This window comes from Sporomusa sp. (genome assembly GCF_035561255.1).
Lineage (GTDB): Bacteria > Bacillota > Negativicutes > Sporomusales > Sporomusaceae > Sporomusa.
Genome location: NZ_DATMXX010000223.1, coordinates 1 through 15355, shown reverse-complemented (window position 1 = coordinate 15355; position 15355 = coordinate 1). Strand labels below are relative to the sequence as shown.

At 46.6% G+C, this 15355-nt stretch carries 15 protein-coding genes; all 15 read right to left on the bottom strand.

Annotation, left to right across the window (positions count from 1 at the left end):
- Window positions 1–49: 49 nt before the first annotated feature.
- Complete coding sequence (locus VN379_RS12055) at window positions 50–385, bottom strand: zinc ribbon domain-containing protein YjdM (RefSeq protein ID WP_325534139.1); 336 nt, start codon at window positions 383–385, stop codon at window positions 50–52.
- A 129-nt stretch (window positions 386–514) separates the two neighbouring features.
- On the bottom strand, window positions 515–1705 hold the full coding sequence (gene megL / locus VN379_RS12050) for a methionine gamma-lyase (protein WP_325534137.1): 1191 nt from the start codon (window positions 1703–1705) through the stop codon (window positions 515–517).
- Between the two features lie 156 nt (window positions 1706–1861).
- On the bottom strand, window positions 1862–3463 hold the full coding sequence (locus VN379_RS12045) for a sigma 54-interacting transcriptional regulator (protein ID WP_325534135.1): 1602 nt from the start codon (window positions 3461–3463) through the stop codon (window positions 1862–1864).
- A 319-nt stretch (window positions 3464–3782) separates the two neighbouring features.
- Complete coding sequence (locus VN379_RS12040) at window positions 3783–4850, bottom strand: Gfo/Idh/MocA family oxidoreductase (RefSeq protein WP_325534133.1); 1068 nt, start codon at window positions 4848–4850, stop codon at window positions 3783–3785.
- Window positions 4851–4951: 101 nt separating this feature from the next.
- The gene (locus VN379_RS12035; protein WP_325534131.1) at window positions 4952–5590 is read right to left on the bottom strand and encodes a hypothetical protein; all 639 of its coding nucleotides are present in this window, start codon (window positions 5588–5590) and stop codon (window positions 4952–4954) included.
- A 3-nt stretch (window positions 5591–5593) separates the two neighbouring features.
- Window positions 5594–6334 carry a ferredoxin family protein gene (locus VN379_RS12030; protein WP_325534129.1) on the bottom strand — a complete coding sequence of 247 codons (741 nt, stop codon included), beginning with the start codon at window positions 6332–6334 and terminating at the stop codon, window positions 5594–5596.
- A gap of 11 nt (window positions 6335–6345) precedes the next feature.
- A complete protein-coding gene (locus VN379_RS12025; protein WP_325534127.1) occupies window positions 6346–7575 on the bottom strand; it encodes an NAD(P)/FAD-dependent oxidoreductase in 1230 nt (409 codons plus the stop codon).
- Complete coding sequence (locus VN379_RS12020) at window positions 7572–9017, bottom strand: hypothetical protein (RefSeq protein ID WP_325534125.1); 1446 nt, start codon at window positions 9015–9017, stop codon at window positions 7572–7574. Before VN379_RS12020 ends, VN379_RS12025 begins: the two co-directional genes overlap by 4 nt.
- Window positions 9014–9565, bottom strand: a complete 552-nt coding sequence (locus tag VN379_RS12015; protein ID WP_325534123.1) for a 4Fe-4S dicluster domain-containing protein — start codon at window positions 9563–9565, stop codon at window positions 9014–9016. Before VN379_RS12015 ends, VN379_RS12020 begins: the two co-directional genes overlap by 4 nt.
- A gap of 152 nt (window positions 9566–9717) precedes the next feature.
- Window positions 9718–10524 carry a MetQ/NlpA family ABC transporter substrate-binding protein gene (locus VN379_RS12010; protein ID WP_325534121.1) on the bottom strand — a complete coding sequence of 269 codons (807 nt, stop codon included), beginning with the start codon at window positions 10522–10524 and terminating at the stop codon, window positions 9718–9720.
- A 153-nt stretch (window positions 10525–10677) separates the two neighbouring features.
- A complete protein-coding gene (locus VN379_RS12005) occupies window positions 10678–11349 on the bottom strand; it encodes an N-acetyltransferase (RefSeq protein WP_325534119.1) in 672 nt (223 codons plus the stop codon).
- Between the two features lie 345 nt (window positions 11350–11694).
- Window positions 11695–11871, bottom strand: a complete 177-nt coding sequence (locus VN379_RS12000; protein WP_325534117.1) for a hypothetical protein — start codon at window positions 11869–11871, stop codon at window positions 11695–11697.
- A 52-nt stretch (window positions 11872–11923) separates the two neighbouring features.
- The gene (locus tag VN379_RS11995) at window positions 11924–12535 is read right to left on the bottom strand and encodes a GyrI-like domain-containing protein (RefSeq protein ID WP_325534113.1); all 612 of its coding nucleotides are present in this window, start codon (window positions 12533–12535) and stop codon (window positions 11924–11926) included.
- Window positions 12536–12576: 41 nt separating this feature from the next.
- The gene (locus tag VN379_RS11990; protein ID WP_325534111.1) at window positions 12577–13044 is read right to left on the bottom strand and encodes a hypothetical protein; all 468 of its coding nucleotides are present in this window, start codon (window positions 13042–13044) and stop codon (window positions 12577–12579) included.
- A 216-nt stretch (window positions 13045–13260) separates the two neighbouring features.
- The coding region (locus VN379_RS11985; RefSeq protein ID WP_325534109.1) for a methyl-accepting chemotaxis protein at window positions 13261–15355 on the bottom strand (2095 nt) is incomplete at its 5' end.

Here is a 15355-nt window from a genome sequence, read left to right as displayed (position 1 = left end):
AACCCCAAGGGTTAATGCTTGTTTGCGCTATTTCGGTTTCAAACTACCTTTATACCTTTTTAACAAATTCAGATTTTAATTTCATTGCTCCAAAACCATCAATTTGGCAATCAATATCATGATCGCCATCAACCAACCGTATATTTTTAACTTTTGTACCTATTTTTACGACTGATGAACTTCCTTTGACTTTCAGGTCTTTGATTACGGTTACTGTGTCACCATCGGTTAAGACATTGCCATTTACATCTTTGATAATCTTTTTGTCTTCACGGTCTGCAGTTTCTACAGTCCACTCATGAGCACATTCCGGGCAAATAAGAAGAATTCCATCTTGGTACGTATATTCCGAATTACATTGTGGGCACTTTGGCAAATCAGACATAATTTTAGTTTCTCCATTCGTGATTGTTAATTCTAATATACTATCACAGTTTGCCGCTATTAACAAACCAATGTTTTGCACTATAAGTTGGTAACGCTCCAGACACTATCCCTTTTTTCCCTGCGGATTCTATAGCAGCGCCAGTGCTTGTGCAAGATCGATAATAATATCTTCCGGGTCTTCCAGCCCAACCGACAGCCTAATAAGACCATCACTAATACCCACTTTTAGACGTTCTTCCCGGGGAATTGGTGAATGAGTCATCGATGCGGGATGCTGAATCAGTGTTTCAGTGTCACCAAGACTCACTGCCAGTGCACAAAGCGTAACATTATTCATGATTAAACGCCCTGCAGCCACGCCGCCGGTTACCTCAAAGCTAATAATAGCCCCAAAGCCGGACATTTGTGTTAAAGCAAGCTGATGTTGGGGATGACTTTTTAAACCCGGGTAATACACCTTTTTCACTTTCTGATGATTGTCTAGATATTGAGCAACCTGCATGGCATTTTTACAATGGCGTTCCATGCGAACGCCGAGGGTTTTCAGCCCGCGCAGAGTCAGCCACGCATTAAACGGGCTGATACAGCCACCGGTAATATCTTTTACTCCCACAAAGCGAACCTGATTAATAAAGTCTCTTTTCCCTAAAACAACACCGGCGACAACATCACCATGCCCGTTAATATATTTAGTGGCACTATGTACAACGATATCAGCACCTAATTCCAGCGGGCGTTGGCAGTACGGAGACATAAAGGTATTGTCTACAACAAGCTGCGCATTGTAAGCATGCACCAGCTTAGCAGTTTCAGCAATATCAATAATTGTTAGGGTTGGATTGGCCGGGGTCTCAATATATACAACCTTTGTATTTGGTTGCATCGCTTTGCGGATATTCTCTGGATCAGCTGCATCCACAAAGGTGACCTCAATGCCAAACTTAGGCATGCTATGAGACAAAAGCGCATGTGTACACCCATATAGGGTATCAGCGGCAATAATATGATCGCCACTGCTGCAAAGCGTCCACAGCGAGGCGGCAATCGCCGTCATACCAGAAGCAACCGCTATGGCTGCTTCTGCTTTCTCAAGTGCTGCCATTTTTAATTCAAGTGCCTGTTGGGTTGGATTTCCTAACCGGGTATAGATAAAGCCCTCTTCTTCCAAAGCAAATCTGGCGGCACCTTGTTCAGCAGTGTCAAATACAAAAGTTGATGTCTGATAGATCGGGGTCGATAGCGCACCTGTCAATGGATCTGGTGATTGTCCGGCATGAATGATTGTAGTATTATAGCCTGCATATTGATGCTTGTTCATAAAACTACCTCCTCGTTCTCTATATACAAAATTTTCTTCGCAACTTTCATGCCATATTCCCCATACCAAAGCGTGAACATACTGAAAAAGAAAAACCATGCCGTCAAAAGCATGGTAAATCAATGAGAACAGCTTTTTACTTATGTTAAATTATGATTACTGCCTTTTTCTAAATGGACCTTCCTTGCGAGAAGCAGAAGACAGTAAATGCTCTAATTTGTAGCGCCGAATCTTATTTAAAACGGCAGTATGAGATAGACCAACCTCACGGGCTGCCCCCCGGGCGCTGCCATATTTTTTCAGGGCTTTTTCCAGGATTGCTTTTTCAGTATGATCTATTGTCTTCTTAAGACTGCTTTCATTCCGCTCCAGCCTATTGCCATACTCAAGGTTTTTTTCACCTGTTAGTAACAGATTGGAGATCTCAATATCTCCGTCAAAGGTAAGATGGATTGCCCGCAGGACCACATTTTGCAGCTCTCTTACATTCCCCGGCCACTCGTAGCATGTCAAAAGACTGTAGGCAGCCTGAGAAAACTCCAGGTTTTTATTTAATTCAATACAATATTTCGCATGAAAATATTTTAACAGTAACGGGACATCCTCCGGTCGTTCCCGTAGCGGTGGAATAGTGATAGGGATAACATTAATCCGGTAATATAAATCCTGCCGAAACTGCTTTGTCTCCACCATTTCTTCCAGATTCCGGTTCGTTGCGGCGATAATCCGGACATCAACCGGAATATGGCTGTTGCTTCCCACCCGCCGGATAACCCCCTCCTGTATGGCTCTCAACAGTTTTCCCTGTAAAATAAGTGATAGCTCACCAATCTCGTCAAGAAATAAGGTGCCCTGATGAGCTGCTTCAAATAAACCAATCTTTCCCCCCTTCTTCGCACCACTAAAAGCGCCTTCTTCATATCCGAACAGTTCACTTTCTAATAAAGTTTCTGGTAAAGCGGCACAGTTAATGGGTACAAAAGGCTGCTTATTGCGGGAACTGGCCTCATGGATAGCCCTGGCGAATAACTCTTTACCTGTTCCACTTTCTCCTCTGACTAAAACCGTGCAATCACTTATCGCCACCTTTTGGGCAATGCCGATAACGTGTTCCATTGCTGAGCTGGCACGAATAATATCGTTAAAACCAAAAATCTGGCTTTTAATCATCGAATGAACTAATTTTTGAGCTGCCTTCATACTTTTCAGCGTCGCTACAGCTCCGATAATTTGATTGTTCTCATTTCTTATTGGCCGTCCGGAACATAAGTAATGCAGGATACCGCGGGGCGTATCTGTCAGCATTTGTTGATTATCAAAACTGTGACCTGTTAAAAGCTCCAGCAGTTGAGTATCAGCCCCTGTTAATTGTTTGATTTGTTGCCCTACCGCTTTCCCTTGCTCAACATAAAGCAAGCTTGCTGCCGCTGAATTGATATAACGGATGGTCCCCTCGCTATCCAGGCCGATAATTCCCTCATTGGCTGACTCCAAAACAGCCTGCAATTCTTTTTCTCTTTGTTCATAAGGCTGTAAAGCAATATCTATGATATCAATAATATCAGTATGCGCACGTAGTTCCCGTTTCAGAATTTCTTCCAGTCTACTTGCAGCATTTACATAAAATTTGATAAAAATTTGTCCTGTCGAGACCTCCATCGAGCTTATACTTACTCCTTCGCGGGAAAATACCTGAACCACATCCTGAATCATACCAATGCGGTCTGTTGTCTTAACCAGCCAGCGAATTACAGCCATAGTTATGCGCTCCTAACACAAAGGATATCTTCAATTTTACTTTGTATTAGCTTGCAATATCAAGGGCTTATTTTCTGACTATTGCTTCAACACCACCCGCTGCAAGGTAGATTTTTTTACGGGATTTGTTACTAGTGGAAATATTGTTGCCACTTCTGTCAATAATGTTTCCACTAGTGGCAATCTATCTTTCCATCACTGAAGATCTCTTTGGACAAGCAAAAGCCCCGCACCGATAACGGGGCGAGGACTTGGTCAATTCGTGCAGATTACTTGTAGACATCCGGGAGTTTAGGCTCTAGATTGAAACCCGTTAGATTCACCAGCCAGACTTTGCCAGATCTTTTAAAAATAAGCTGTCTGCCAGCGGCAATGTTACTCTATTGCGTGTAAATGCAGATTTATAAATAGCCAGTATCACTTCTAAAGCTTTACGTCCTTCTACACCGTTCACTGAAGGTTCGATGTCATCTTTAATTGCGGTGATTATCTCCTGAAATTGGCGCTGATGACATTCAAACGAAATATCAGGGCTGCTTACCCCGGCATTGTCGGTATTACTTCCAACCTTATATTCATACCCTGATTTTAATTGGACCGAGGTAAGTACATCATTTTCAATAACTGCGCTTCCTTCTGTGCCATAGATATCGATACGTGAGACCAGACCAGGATACGCACAGGTAGTGCCTTCAATGACTCCCAGCGCACCGGATTGGAATTTGACAGCAGCCGAAGCGGTATCCTCCACTTCAAGCCCTGTATGCCCCAAAGTTCCGCAATGCCCTGTCACCTCCGCAACCGGACCAGCCAGAAACTGTAACATATCAATATAATGGATGCCCTGGTTCATTAACACACCACCGCCATCAATAGCCCATGTACCACGCCAGGCACCGCTGTCGTAGTATTCCTGGCTCCGGTATAGCTTAATATAGCATCCTCCGAAGATCAGTTTCCCGAATTTACCCTGATCGAGTAAACTCTTCAAAGCGATAACACCATCACTGTAACGTCTCTGGAATATGACTCCCAGCTTAACGCCTTGCATTTGGCAGGTTTTAATCAAAGCATCTGCCTTTTCTAATGTGATATCAATTGGTTTCTCGATAACAACATGCTTACCGGCCAGCGCAGCTTCAATCCCTAACTCAGCATGCAGTCCACTAGGAGTACATATCGATACAACATCAATATCTGTTCTTTTTAGCAGCTTTTGATAGTCAGTATACCAATCGCAATTAAATTTGGCTGCAAGGTCCTGCGCCTTTGCAACATCTTTACCAAAAATAGCGACCAAAGAGGCATCATGTATGCTTGAAATTGCCTGGGCATGAATAGGAACTATAGAGCCTGTCCCTACGATCGCGAACCGTATTTTACTCATATCACACCTCCTTCATTATGTTCTCCACGGTCCCATTCGACAAACCCTATATCTATCCCTGCTGACAGCCAAGCCAGGCAGCATAGCCGGCATCGCAATAGTTACTTAACAGTAACTGTAAACAATGCGCAGTATTCATCAATGAGCACCGCCGCCCGGGCAGGGTTAAATATACCGCAGCGGCAGGGCTTGGCCAGCTCAATACCAGCCGCTTCCGGCGTCATTTCTCCCTTTTTCACCTTACGGACCAGACGGCGGACCAAGCCCTGCGCAACCATAGCATGGCCGCACATCGTCGTTATCTGCGCTATTTCTTCTTCCGGCATTTTTTCCGTTTTGCCCAGTACTCCCAGGGAGTGCTCCACAGCATGGGGTTGAATCCCTGCTTGGGCGCAGCATTCGAACAGTCTTGCAAACAATCCGGAAATCGTAAGCGACATACCCAGATCGGCCGCTTTTACGTCTGCAAGCAGCGCCGTAAGGTCGTCCTTATCAGCCAGAACGGCATGGGTGCTGCTGATCGTCAGCTTCTCATACAGCTCTTCATACTCTGTCACATACTTATTACCAAGCTTGACGTCGCCCAGATTAACCGGATTGTGCGCATGCGCAATCTCTAAAAATTTCTGCAGTTTGGGCCTGGCGCCTTCATGGTTAAAGCCGCGGGCCGGTAAAGCGTGCATGGGAAAATCATTTTCCAGATTCTCCGGTGTACCACGCCGGTGCAATGTGTGAGACATGAATTAACCCTCCTTTGCCAACGGTCTGCCCAGACCGGTATTCATTTTACCGTTTAATGAAACAGACCACTGCAGCGACTTAAGCAGGGGAAGGGTTGGTATTGTATTATCCTGCTCCAGCACGGAAATCAAATCGACGCAGAAAACACAGTCAACCTCTGCGGCAACGCGGCGGATAGCCGTCAGGATTTCGGTCATTCTTGCCAGGGGAACAATCATTTCAATAATCGCCGAAAGCACTTTTTCATTTTTGACTTCTTCTTTGTAGATACCGGTTTGCGGATCGGCCATCAGCCGGGTACAGGGATTGTTCGGCTCAAATTCCACACCCAGCTGTGCCAGCGCAACAGCTACTTTTTCAATATCACGGAAGCGGGCACCGACACTGGGCCGTCCCATCTCACAGGAAATCCCCACAAATCCCCGTTTAATCCGCCCGGTAATCTCATTGGTTTTAATCTCTTCCGTTCCCCGTCCTGCCACCTTGGTCTCACGGTGCTCGACAGTCGGATCGCTAAAAGCAGCCCGGACAGTACGGGGCCATTCGTAGTCCGGCATAAACAGGGCCCTGGCAGAACATACCTCTGCCCGCAGGCAAACCCCACAATCCACACATTCGTCTTCATTAATTTCATAGTATAGCTTCCCGGTCCCAGCATCACGCCGGCGAAACGCAATCTTGCCAAGGGTACAAAACTCAGTACACTGGCCGCAGCCGGCACATTTATTTTTATCGATTCGCATAACAGCCCTCCTTAAAATGCCAGCAAGTCAACATAGCTGCAGCAAGCGCCGGTCACGGACATACACCCGGCAGCGTCCGTCCGGGCAATGGCGCCGGCCAGTACTCCCGCCTGCCGGATATCCCCCATTAACAAAAAACCGTGTAGACGGTTATCCTTAAATACTAACCGTTTATATACACGCCCGTTTTGCTGAGATAGGATTTCATGCCCGTCTTTGCCCTGCACATTGCCTGCTGATACAAGCGGTATACCGGCGATCTCAACACTGTTTTTCGCCAAATATCCCAAATAACGCTCATTTAAGCAGCCTGACATATTTCTGGCGGCAATTATACCCTGTTCAACAGCTGCCGGCCAGCCGGCTGACAGAAGGCGCTGCCTGCCAAATACATCCAATACCTCCGCAGCGTCGCCAGCAGCATAAATATCTGTTCTGGACGTCTGTAAAAATTCATCGGTAACAATACCTGCCCCAATGTCCAGGCCTGCCGTCTGGGCAGTAGCGTTATCCGGCTTTATACCGGCAGCACAAATCACCATTTCGCATGGCACCAGCCGCGTACCGGCTCTAATACCGGTAACCTTACCACCGCATGTTTCCACCGCATCCACCTGCACACCGGTGAATACCTCCACTCCCCCAGCCCTGACGGCACTTTCCAGGAGTGTTGCGCCTAGTTCATCAAGTTGCTGCGGCAGTATCCTGTTCATTCTTTCAATGACAGTCACATGCAAGCCCCGCTGCAGAAGAGCCAGTGCGGTTTTTAGGCCGATCAACCCCGCCCCGATCACCACGGCGGATTGCGCCTTGGCGGCCGCCAGCGAGATTTCAGCCGCCTGATCCATCGTCCACAACGTATACACGCCTGCCGCTTCCACGCCTGGCAGTTTGGGAAGTATAGGCAGAGACCCTGTTGCCAAAAGCAGCTTGTCATAATTCAGCCGCTGCCCGGAAGAAAGCTCGATGTTGTGTTCCTCCGGGCAAATATTGACGGCCTGTACGCCGGTAAGACAATGGATGTCTTTAGCCTGAAACTGCGCCGGTGATTGCAGCAACGCATCCTGGGGCCTGCGTTTCCCGCTGATTATATCCGGAAGATCAATCCGGCTGTAAAAGCCTTCCCGCTCATTGGCAATCACCGTAATCGCCGCATCGTTGTCCAGTCGTCTCAATTCATTCGCCGCCGCCGCCCCGGCGGCTCCCTGACCGATGATCAGATAGTTCTTCCCTGTACTCATTTCTTAGCAGCTTCCATCAGGGCTTGCAAAAGCTCCGGTACAGCCGGTAAGGGAAGGATGCTGCTTCCCGGCAGAACGGCATCGTCAGGGATAGGCTCGTAACCAAGCCAGGTATGGATGCCGGCAACAGAAAAACCAATTGCCGTTGCCAGCACTTTATTGTGATTGATTTCCGGAAAGACCGCTGCCAGTGGCAGGCGCTGCTGTAAAAGCGCAGCAATTCCGAGCAGTTCCCCCGCGTCATGACAGGAACCAAGGTGAAGCACCGGTGGTACGTCCGGCGGCAAAACACCACAGAGTGTGTAATCGCCGTTTCGCCAGGCAGGCTGGCACATGCCGGCTTTCGCCAGGGCGGTTCCCGCACAGCCGGCGGTTATCACCAGATACCCGGCATCGATGAGCGCGGCAGCAAGCCTGACCGGCTGCTCATCCTGGGTATTGGCCACCACACCACAGCCGCCCAGATACACAACCCCTTGTATTTTCCCCTGTTCATATTGCTTTACCACATGTTCAAATACGGCCACACTGTTATCTGCCGTATAGCCGATACAGGCATTGCTGTATGCAGCAGGACATACAGGCGTACTTTTTCGGCGCTGGCAGGCTTGGTGCGCCGCAAGAACAGCAGCCTTATACTCTGTTGCCGTTGCCGCCGGTGTTGCCCGCAGAACAGCGATTCCCCGCTGTCCTGCCAGTTTGCGGAGGGACGGCATAACACACTGACTGCCGATAACCAGCAAATCGACCAGACCGGTCAATAGCGGCGCCTCCTGCGAATCATAATTCGTTACCACCGGCAGTGGGAAGCTGCCGCTAAATTCATTGCCGCACATGCCGGCAAGGGTGACAGCGATATTTTCATTGTGGGCAGCAGCCTTGAAACCGGCCACGACCTGCCGGTCCACATGCCCGTGAAACACGATATTAACAGATTCAGCCTGCAATACCCCCAGATTCACCCCGACAACAGCCGGCTGCCAGTCACCACCTGCTTCACGCTGATACTGGCAAAGGTCTGCCAGCGCCGCATTAGTACAGCGCCCAATCACATTCAGCCGCTCAGCAATATCCTCAAAAACCATCATTTCGTCGTCAGATACTGCCAGTTGCCTGATGGCCTCATCACGGAAACCCGTCCCGGACTGACCAGCCAGTTTTGTCAGCGCCAAGGCGCCGTCGGCAGCCTTTTGCAGGAAATGACCTGCCACCAGGTCATACTTGTCTCTTCCGCAGATGGTCTGCTGCGCTTCTTCCGAAAGCGGGTTCGTCCGGCAAGGGCCGTCCTGGCAGTCGCTGCAGCAGATAGCCAGCCGGCCAAAACCGCATTGGGGCTGCATCGCTTCGGCCCGGTCCCAGATCAGGGGCGTCTTGCTGCGGTATGCTGTCACCAGAGCCTGATTGACAGCAGGATCTATCGATTTTTTGTGCACTTCTTTCATAGCTTATCATCCTCTCCTACAAACTCAAGACTGACTTTGTGTGCGCCTCCATTTTGCAAAGCAAACAGCGCAAGCCGTCCCCGCTTTTTCAACAATATTTTTTGAAAATCAGCACCATCCCCCTGGCTGAGAGCACCAGTGGGGCAGGCATTGACACAGGCCGGTTCTTCCATATGAATACAGGCATCACACTTGACTGCCACTTTGTAAGCATCTGACGGAACAATTACCCCAAATGGGCAAGACATGACACACATCCAGCAGCCCCGGCACTTTGCCTGGTCCAGGAATATAGCCTCTGTGTCTTCATCCCGCTGCATGGCGCCGGCAGGACAAGCCCTGATACAGGACGCATCCTGGCACTGACGGCACTGCAAAGGAAAGCTCTTGCCTGTACTGCCGCAAACGCCTACCCTGGCGATCGGCTTAGGGGTTTCCTGTATTGCCCCAAGCAGCGTTTTGCTGACCGAATCACGCTCAATCGCACACTGCAGTTCACAGGATTTACACCCCAGGCATTTTTCCCTGTCAATCCAAATTCGTTTCATACCTTGCTCCCTTCAAATTCAACATGTGGTATTTAGATAATAATAGAAAAGTCCTTGATTGAGGAACCCGAGAATTCAGCACTCAACCAAGGATTTTTTCTTTTGTTATTGTGTAAACTGCGCAACCTTATAGTTAGCAGGAAAGCGTTGCTTTACCATCCAGGCAAAATTGATCCCTTAAAGTGCTCAGCTAAATATTTTTTGATTTCTTCTGAATGATACGCTTTTATCAGTTTCTGGAATACGGGATTATCTTTGTCCTTTTCCCTGACTACCAGAATATTGGTGTATGGTGAGCTTGAGTTCTCCAGAGCCAGGCCATCCCGGGCAGGTACCAGACCTGCTTTAAGCGCATAACTGGTATTAATCGCAGCAATATCCACATCTGCTATCGCCCTGGGGATTAAGGCAGCCTCTAATTCTTTGATCTTAAGGTTTTTGGGATTATCCACAATATCCAGCACGCTCGCAGCCGCTCCCACGCCCGGTTTTAACTTGATTAATCCAGCCTGATCCAATAACAGCAGCGCTCTGCCGGCGTTGGAAGGATCATTGGGTATCGCAACAGAGGCTCCAGCCTTAAGCTCATCTAATTTTTTCACTTTATCAGAATAGATGCCCATCGGCAAAATAACAGTTTTGGCAATAGATATCAGCTTATAGCCCCGGTCTTTTACATGATTGTCCAGAAAAGGCTGGTGCTGAAAGGCGTTAGCATCAATTTCCCCCTGATCAAGGGACGTATTGGGCTGGACATAGTCATTAAATTCAACGATTTGAATTTTGAGGCCGTCGCGTTCAGCCACATTTTTAACTTGTTCCAGGATTTCCGCATGGGGGCCGGAGGTAACACCGACTTTAAGTATCTTTTCTTCTTGTTTGGGACTTTCCGCAGAGCCGCATCCGCCAATGAATAGTGCAGCAATAATTAGTAGGTATAAAGCAAGTAACTTTTTCACTGATATCCCCCTATGTATTATATTTAAAATGGTAACAAAAAGAGGCGAATAGCCTCTGGCTACTCACCTCTGGTTTTCCAGTCAGTCAATATGTTTATTATTTTATTAGCTATAGCCAAGCTTGTCAAGCACTTTTATGTCATCAGCTGCCCTTCACCCCTTAATTTTATCCCACAACTTCCGGAACTTTGCTTGGGTCAGAATTTCATGAGTCAGGAAATCACCGTTATAAAAAACACTGTAGGAGGTAAATACAGCCGGCGATTGCCGGGCTTGTTCCTTGCTTTCCAGCTTGATGCGGTTTATCGGGATATTATACTCTTCACCAATGGCAGTAAGCTCTTTTTGTACATGATAATCCACAAACGGGCATTGATCGGTATACAGCACGGTTAATCCCCGCTTAGAAGAAAGAGAAGGTGCTTTTACGCATTCCTTAAATTTAGGCAGCAGGGCATCATGCTGCAGCCGTTTAACCAGAAGTTCAAAATAGGGCGGAGCCGTATCCGCGACTTCAAAGCCTTTCTTAAACAGATAGGCTTTATCAGAGAGATATGGCCTCTTTTTAGCACTCGAAATGATAACAATTCCCTTATGCCTTGCCGAATCACGAAAACACGTATTCAATAGTTCAGTGCCGTATCCCTGCTTCTGGTAACGTCCAGCCACCCAGAAACAATTGATAAACATATAGCCGTCGGCATCAATGGGGCACCATGCGTTTTCGGCAGGCAGATATTCAATGAACACTTTTCCCCGAACGGCCGCTTTCCTGAAAACAAGTCCATCATCAAACCGGTTTCTCAACCATGCTTTCTTCAACACTACACCTGGCGCAGTTTTTTTGTCGGCAATGGCACAGCAAATATGCTCCTGTTCTAAGTTTTTTTCACTCAGCGTTATCAGCTTAATTTTTTATAACCTCCTGGTAATTATCATTATGGCAAAGCTCTATCGATTTTCGCCGTTACCAAATTTATTTCATAATACACATGTCCATCGCTATTATTCTTTAACATTATTGCCACTCAATTATCCCGCTGGTCCCAAGCAATGCGTTAGGAACTAATTCATACGCCAGTACGTACTCGTCAGGAATATTGTGGAGTTGCGTAATACCAAACTCTACAGATGCCTTAAATCCAAATCTATGGTAATAGCCAGGATCGCCTACGTATCATTTTCCTCTGCAATCAAAGCAAGCTCTGGAATATAGTTGCTGCTGCTGCGCAGTTGATTGACAAAATCTTGTTCCTTGCCATCAGAAACCTTAGCTGTTTGAAAAGCAGCCTTCACTAGATCATATATCTGACTAAAATCTTTCTCCGTTTCTTTTCTTATAATCATCGAATTCTCCTTATGTACTGAAACAAGACTCCTACTTTATCGCCGCCTTATTTCAGGCAATTGGCTGCCTTATAATAGTTTTCCAGTTTTCCGGCTTGCCTCGCCTGGTATCACTCAGGTAAATTTCATGGTGCTTGCCATTCATCTGGTATTGATTATCCGAAATAAATGTATGCAGTTTCGCAACGGTCGGCCCTTCCCCGGAAAAGGGGCCTATATGCAATATCTGGGCAGCCTTTCCCTCTTCATATGTACCAAAGTTAACTTTATCAACAGCGACCAAACCCTTTTCCTTACTTACCTTTTCAGCTGCTTCAGAAAATAGTTCACGGGTTATGTGTGAAGGCTGCATGATCATTAGCGTCCATTTCCAAATATCTTTGTTTTCAATGCTAAACTGCTCCATATCGTCACACCACCAAAGCCCTTCTAAAGGCATTACCCCGTAATCGATATTGGCAATTTTTTTAATCATGAATTTCAAGGTATAGGCGACGCTAAACAGCGCTTCTACAGCATTTTGAAATTCAAGCGAGTTATTCGGATTTCCTCTTCCGTCAATCATCAAAAAATTCATTGCTGGAACGGTCGTGATAGAACACGCTTTGGACGATGCCAGGTATAACTCTTTTAGCTCTTTCTTGTAATCAATCTTGCTTCCCATAAAATTACCACCCTTCTATACAGTATTTCTCATGTCTTCCGTTATATATTATCAGGATGTTTCATCTGCATATATGATTTATAACTAATAGGCAAATGTCCCAATCCCAGGCAAACTGCAGCCAGAAACATGGATAGCGATTCCATGATGATCGCCGAAGCTAGAAAATATAGTAGCGGCATAACTGCCATAGGAATGGGTATGATACCCAATGGCTGAAATAGCCAAATATATTGTCTCTTGTTACGAAAGAATCGCCACCAGCAAAAGTAGTAAACTGTTACAGCCATGATTATAAGTGCAAAAGCTGCTTGTTTCGTTACCGTATCCAAATGAACCATGTGGAATAATGGCACTAAAAACACCCCGGCCTGCCCAATTCTCTCAAGAATCAACCAGATAACCTTTTCTTTTTCCAGTAACGGCATGTTAAGAGGCGGCAGCACAACAAACAGCAGATTAGGCAATACTATAAATAAGGGTATCAATAAATTATAACTAAAAAACATACTTGCTCCTTTTAGATAACCGCTTAGTCTGTTCCTTTAGTATTTACCCTGCCAATACAAAACTCCTGCCACATCCACACGGATTTGCCAGGAGTTAACATTTCTTACGCTCTGCCCCAATTCGAACTGCAGCACATTATAGTGGAAGCTCTATACTTTGGGGGAAGCTGATTATATTACAGAGATCATAGGTCTTCTTTACATACTTCTTGTCTGTTATACCTGAAACTTTTTAACAGCATTTTGCAATTCCTGTGCCATTTGGGCAAGGCTATGGCTGGCGGAAGCTATTTCCTCCATTGAAGCCGATTGCTCTTCGGTTGCCGCGGCAACTGTTTGGGTCTGACTGGCAATATCTTTACTTAAAAGATCGATTTCCTGCATTGAATTGGCAATTTGCTGACTGCCACCGACTGCGTGCTGTACTTCCAGTAAAACATTTTTCATCATTTCGTTGGTTTCCATTGAGACACTGGCAATGGCCTGAAAAACGCTGCCAGCGTCATTGACCACTTCTGTCCCGACTTTTACCTGCTCACTGCCTTCCGTCATCGAGGCAACAGCCTGATCGGTTTCGTTTTGTATTTCTCGGATTAAATGGGCAATTTGTTTGGCAGCTTCCCCGGACTGTTCAGCCAGTTTCCGTACTTCTTCCGCTACTACGGCAAACCCCCGCCCCTGCTCACCGGCTCTGGCGGCTTCAATGGCAGCATTAAGGGCCAGGAGATTGGTTTGTCCGGCAATACCGGCAATCGTATCAACAATCTGTCCAATTTCTTTGGAACGGGCACCTAATTTAGCAACAACTACAGCCGATGCATTTACCGATTGCTCTATTTTTAACATTTGCTCCATAGCCGATTGCGCCGACTGAGCACCCGCTTGCGCAGACTGGGCGGCCCCATCGCTTTTTTCCGCCACGGCAGCGACGGCAGCAGCAGTATTCTGCAGCTTGCCGGCTATTTGGTCAGCAACTGCCGCTGTCTCAATAACTGCCTTAAATTGTTTCTCCGTTCCCTTGGCAACTTCGGTCACAGCGCCTGCCACCTGGCTGGAGGCTTGTGCCGCCTGTCCGGAATTAGCCGTAAGTTCTTCCGATGAGGCGGAAACATGGTGAGTGCTCATCTGAACTCCCTGGACCAAATCACGCAAATTGTTAATCATAACATTAGCCGCCATCCCCAGTTGACCGATTTCATCCTTGGAGGATAATACCGACTGGACGGTAAGATTGCCGTCTGCCGCTTGTGTTACGACCTTCGTCAGCGAAACAATTGGTTGTGTGACTCTCTTGGTGACAAGATACACAATAAAACCAAAAAGAACCACTAGAATCAGTCCCAGCAGCATCAGCAAGAGATTGATCTGATCGATGACAGCAAAAGCTTCGCTTTTATCCTGTTCGATAATGATATTCCAGTCTGTGCCCTCGATGGGCGAATAGCAAGCAAGGACTTCCTTATTTCTTAATGGATCCAGGAAAATCCCCTTGCCACTTTCTTTATTCAGAACACGTTTGGCAATCGGGGTGTCTTTTATATTGATTAGTTCCTTTTGTCCTTTAAACATCGAATCGTCGGGATGGGCGATAACCGCTCCGTTTTTGTCGATCAGATAGGCATGACCGGTAGTGCCAAAGGATAATTTTTGAGTCATTTCATTAATTCTTTTCAAATCCAAGGCCGCCATCCAGTATCCGGTCACAGTGCCGGCAGCATCGGCAACAGACGTCGCAATGGCTACAGATTGCCTGCCTGTTGCAGCTATGAAGGTAACTTCCGATAAATAAGTCTTTTTTGTAGCCTCAATCCCTTTATACCACTCCCGGTTGGCATAACCGTTTTTGAATTCTTGCGGGTTGGCTTTGATTTGCGTAGCATACGGCTCACCCAATATCAGCTTGATCTTATCTGTATAACAAGCCATATAACTGAATTCCGGATATATTTTTAGCAATGCCCGTAATCCGTCCCGCTTTTCCCGGCCGGCATTTTCAGGAACTCCCAGGTATTTTTCCTCAACAAGTTGTGAATCCGACATATTTTTAAATGTCTCCAGCTTAGCAACAGATTCCACAACATTTTTATGCTGCGTAATATACTCCTTGATTTGCAATGTAAACGAATCTGATAACAGTCGTTGCTTATCATATATTTCCCGTTCCAGGTGTTGTTTTATAAAATAACCGGAGACTGTTGCCATAACTGCCACTGCAAATATAACAACAGTCAACAAAATAGCAGTCATTTTAAACTGCAAATGATTTAGAAATTTGTCTTTCAATGCATATAACAAAAAAATCCCCCCATAC

Bases quoted from the DNA above. Each gene is read 5' to 3' on its own strand.
- VN379_RS12020 (WP_325534125.1), bottom strand. From the start codon at position 9,017: ATGAAAGAAGTGCACAAAAAATCGATAGATCCTGCTGTCAATCAGGCT.
- VN379_RS12000 (WP_325534117.1), bottom strand. From the start codon at position 11,871: ATGATTATAAGAAAAGAAACGGAGAAAGATTTTAGTCAGATATATGAT.
- VN379_RS11990 (WP_325534111.1), bottom strand. From the start codon at position 13,044: ATGTTTTTTAGTTATAATTTATTGATACCCTTATTTATAGTATTGCCT.
- VN379_RS12030 (WP_325534129.1), bottom strand. From the start codon at position 6,334: ATGCGAATCGATAAAAATAAATGTGCCGGCTGCGGCCAGTGTACTGAG.
- VN379_RS12015 (WP_325534123.1), bottom strand. From the start codon at position 9,565: ATGAAACGAATTTGGATTGACAGGGAAAAATGCCTGGGGTGTAAATCC.
- megL (WP_325534137.1), bottom strand. From the start codon at position 1,705: ATGAACAAGCATCAATATGCAGGCTATAATACTACAATCATTCATGCC.
- VN379_RS12035 (WP_325534131.1), bottom strand. From the start codon at position 5,590: ATGTCTCACACATTGCACCGGCGTGGTACACCGGAGAATCTGGAAAAT.
- VN379_RS12055 (WP_325534139.1), bottom strand. From the start codon at position 385: ATGTCTGATTTGCCAAAGTGCCCACAATGTAATTCGGAATATACGTAC.
- VN379_RS11995 (WP_325534113.1), bottom strand. From the start codon at position 12,535: ATGGGAAGCAAGATTGATTACAAGAAAGAGCTAAAAGAGTTATACCTG.
- VN379_RS12040 (WP_325534133.1), bottom strand. From the start codon at position 4,850: ATGAGTAAAATACGGTTCGCGATCGTAGGGACAGGCTCTATAGTTCCT.
- VN379_RS12045 (WP_325534135.1), bottom strand. From the start codon at position 3,463: ATGGCTGTAATTCGCTGGCTGGTTAAGACAACAGACCGCATTGGTATG.
- VN379_RS12025 (WP_325534127.1), bottom strand. From the start codon at position 7,575: ATGAGTACAGGGAAGAACTATCTGATCATCGGTCAGGGAGCCGCCGGG.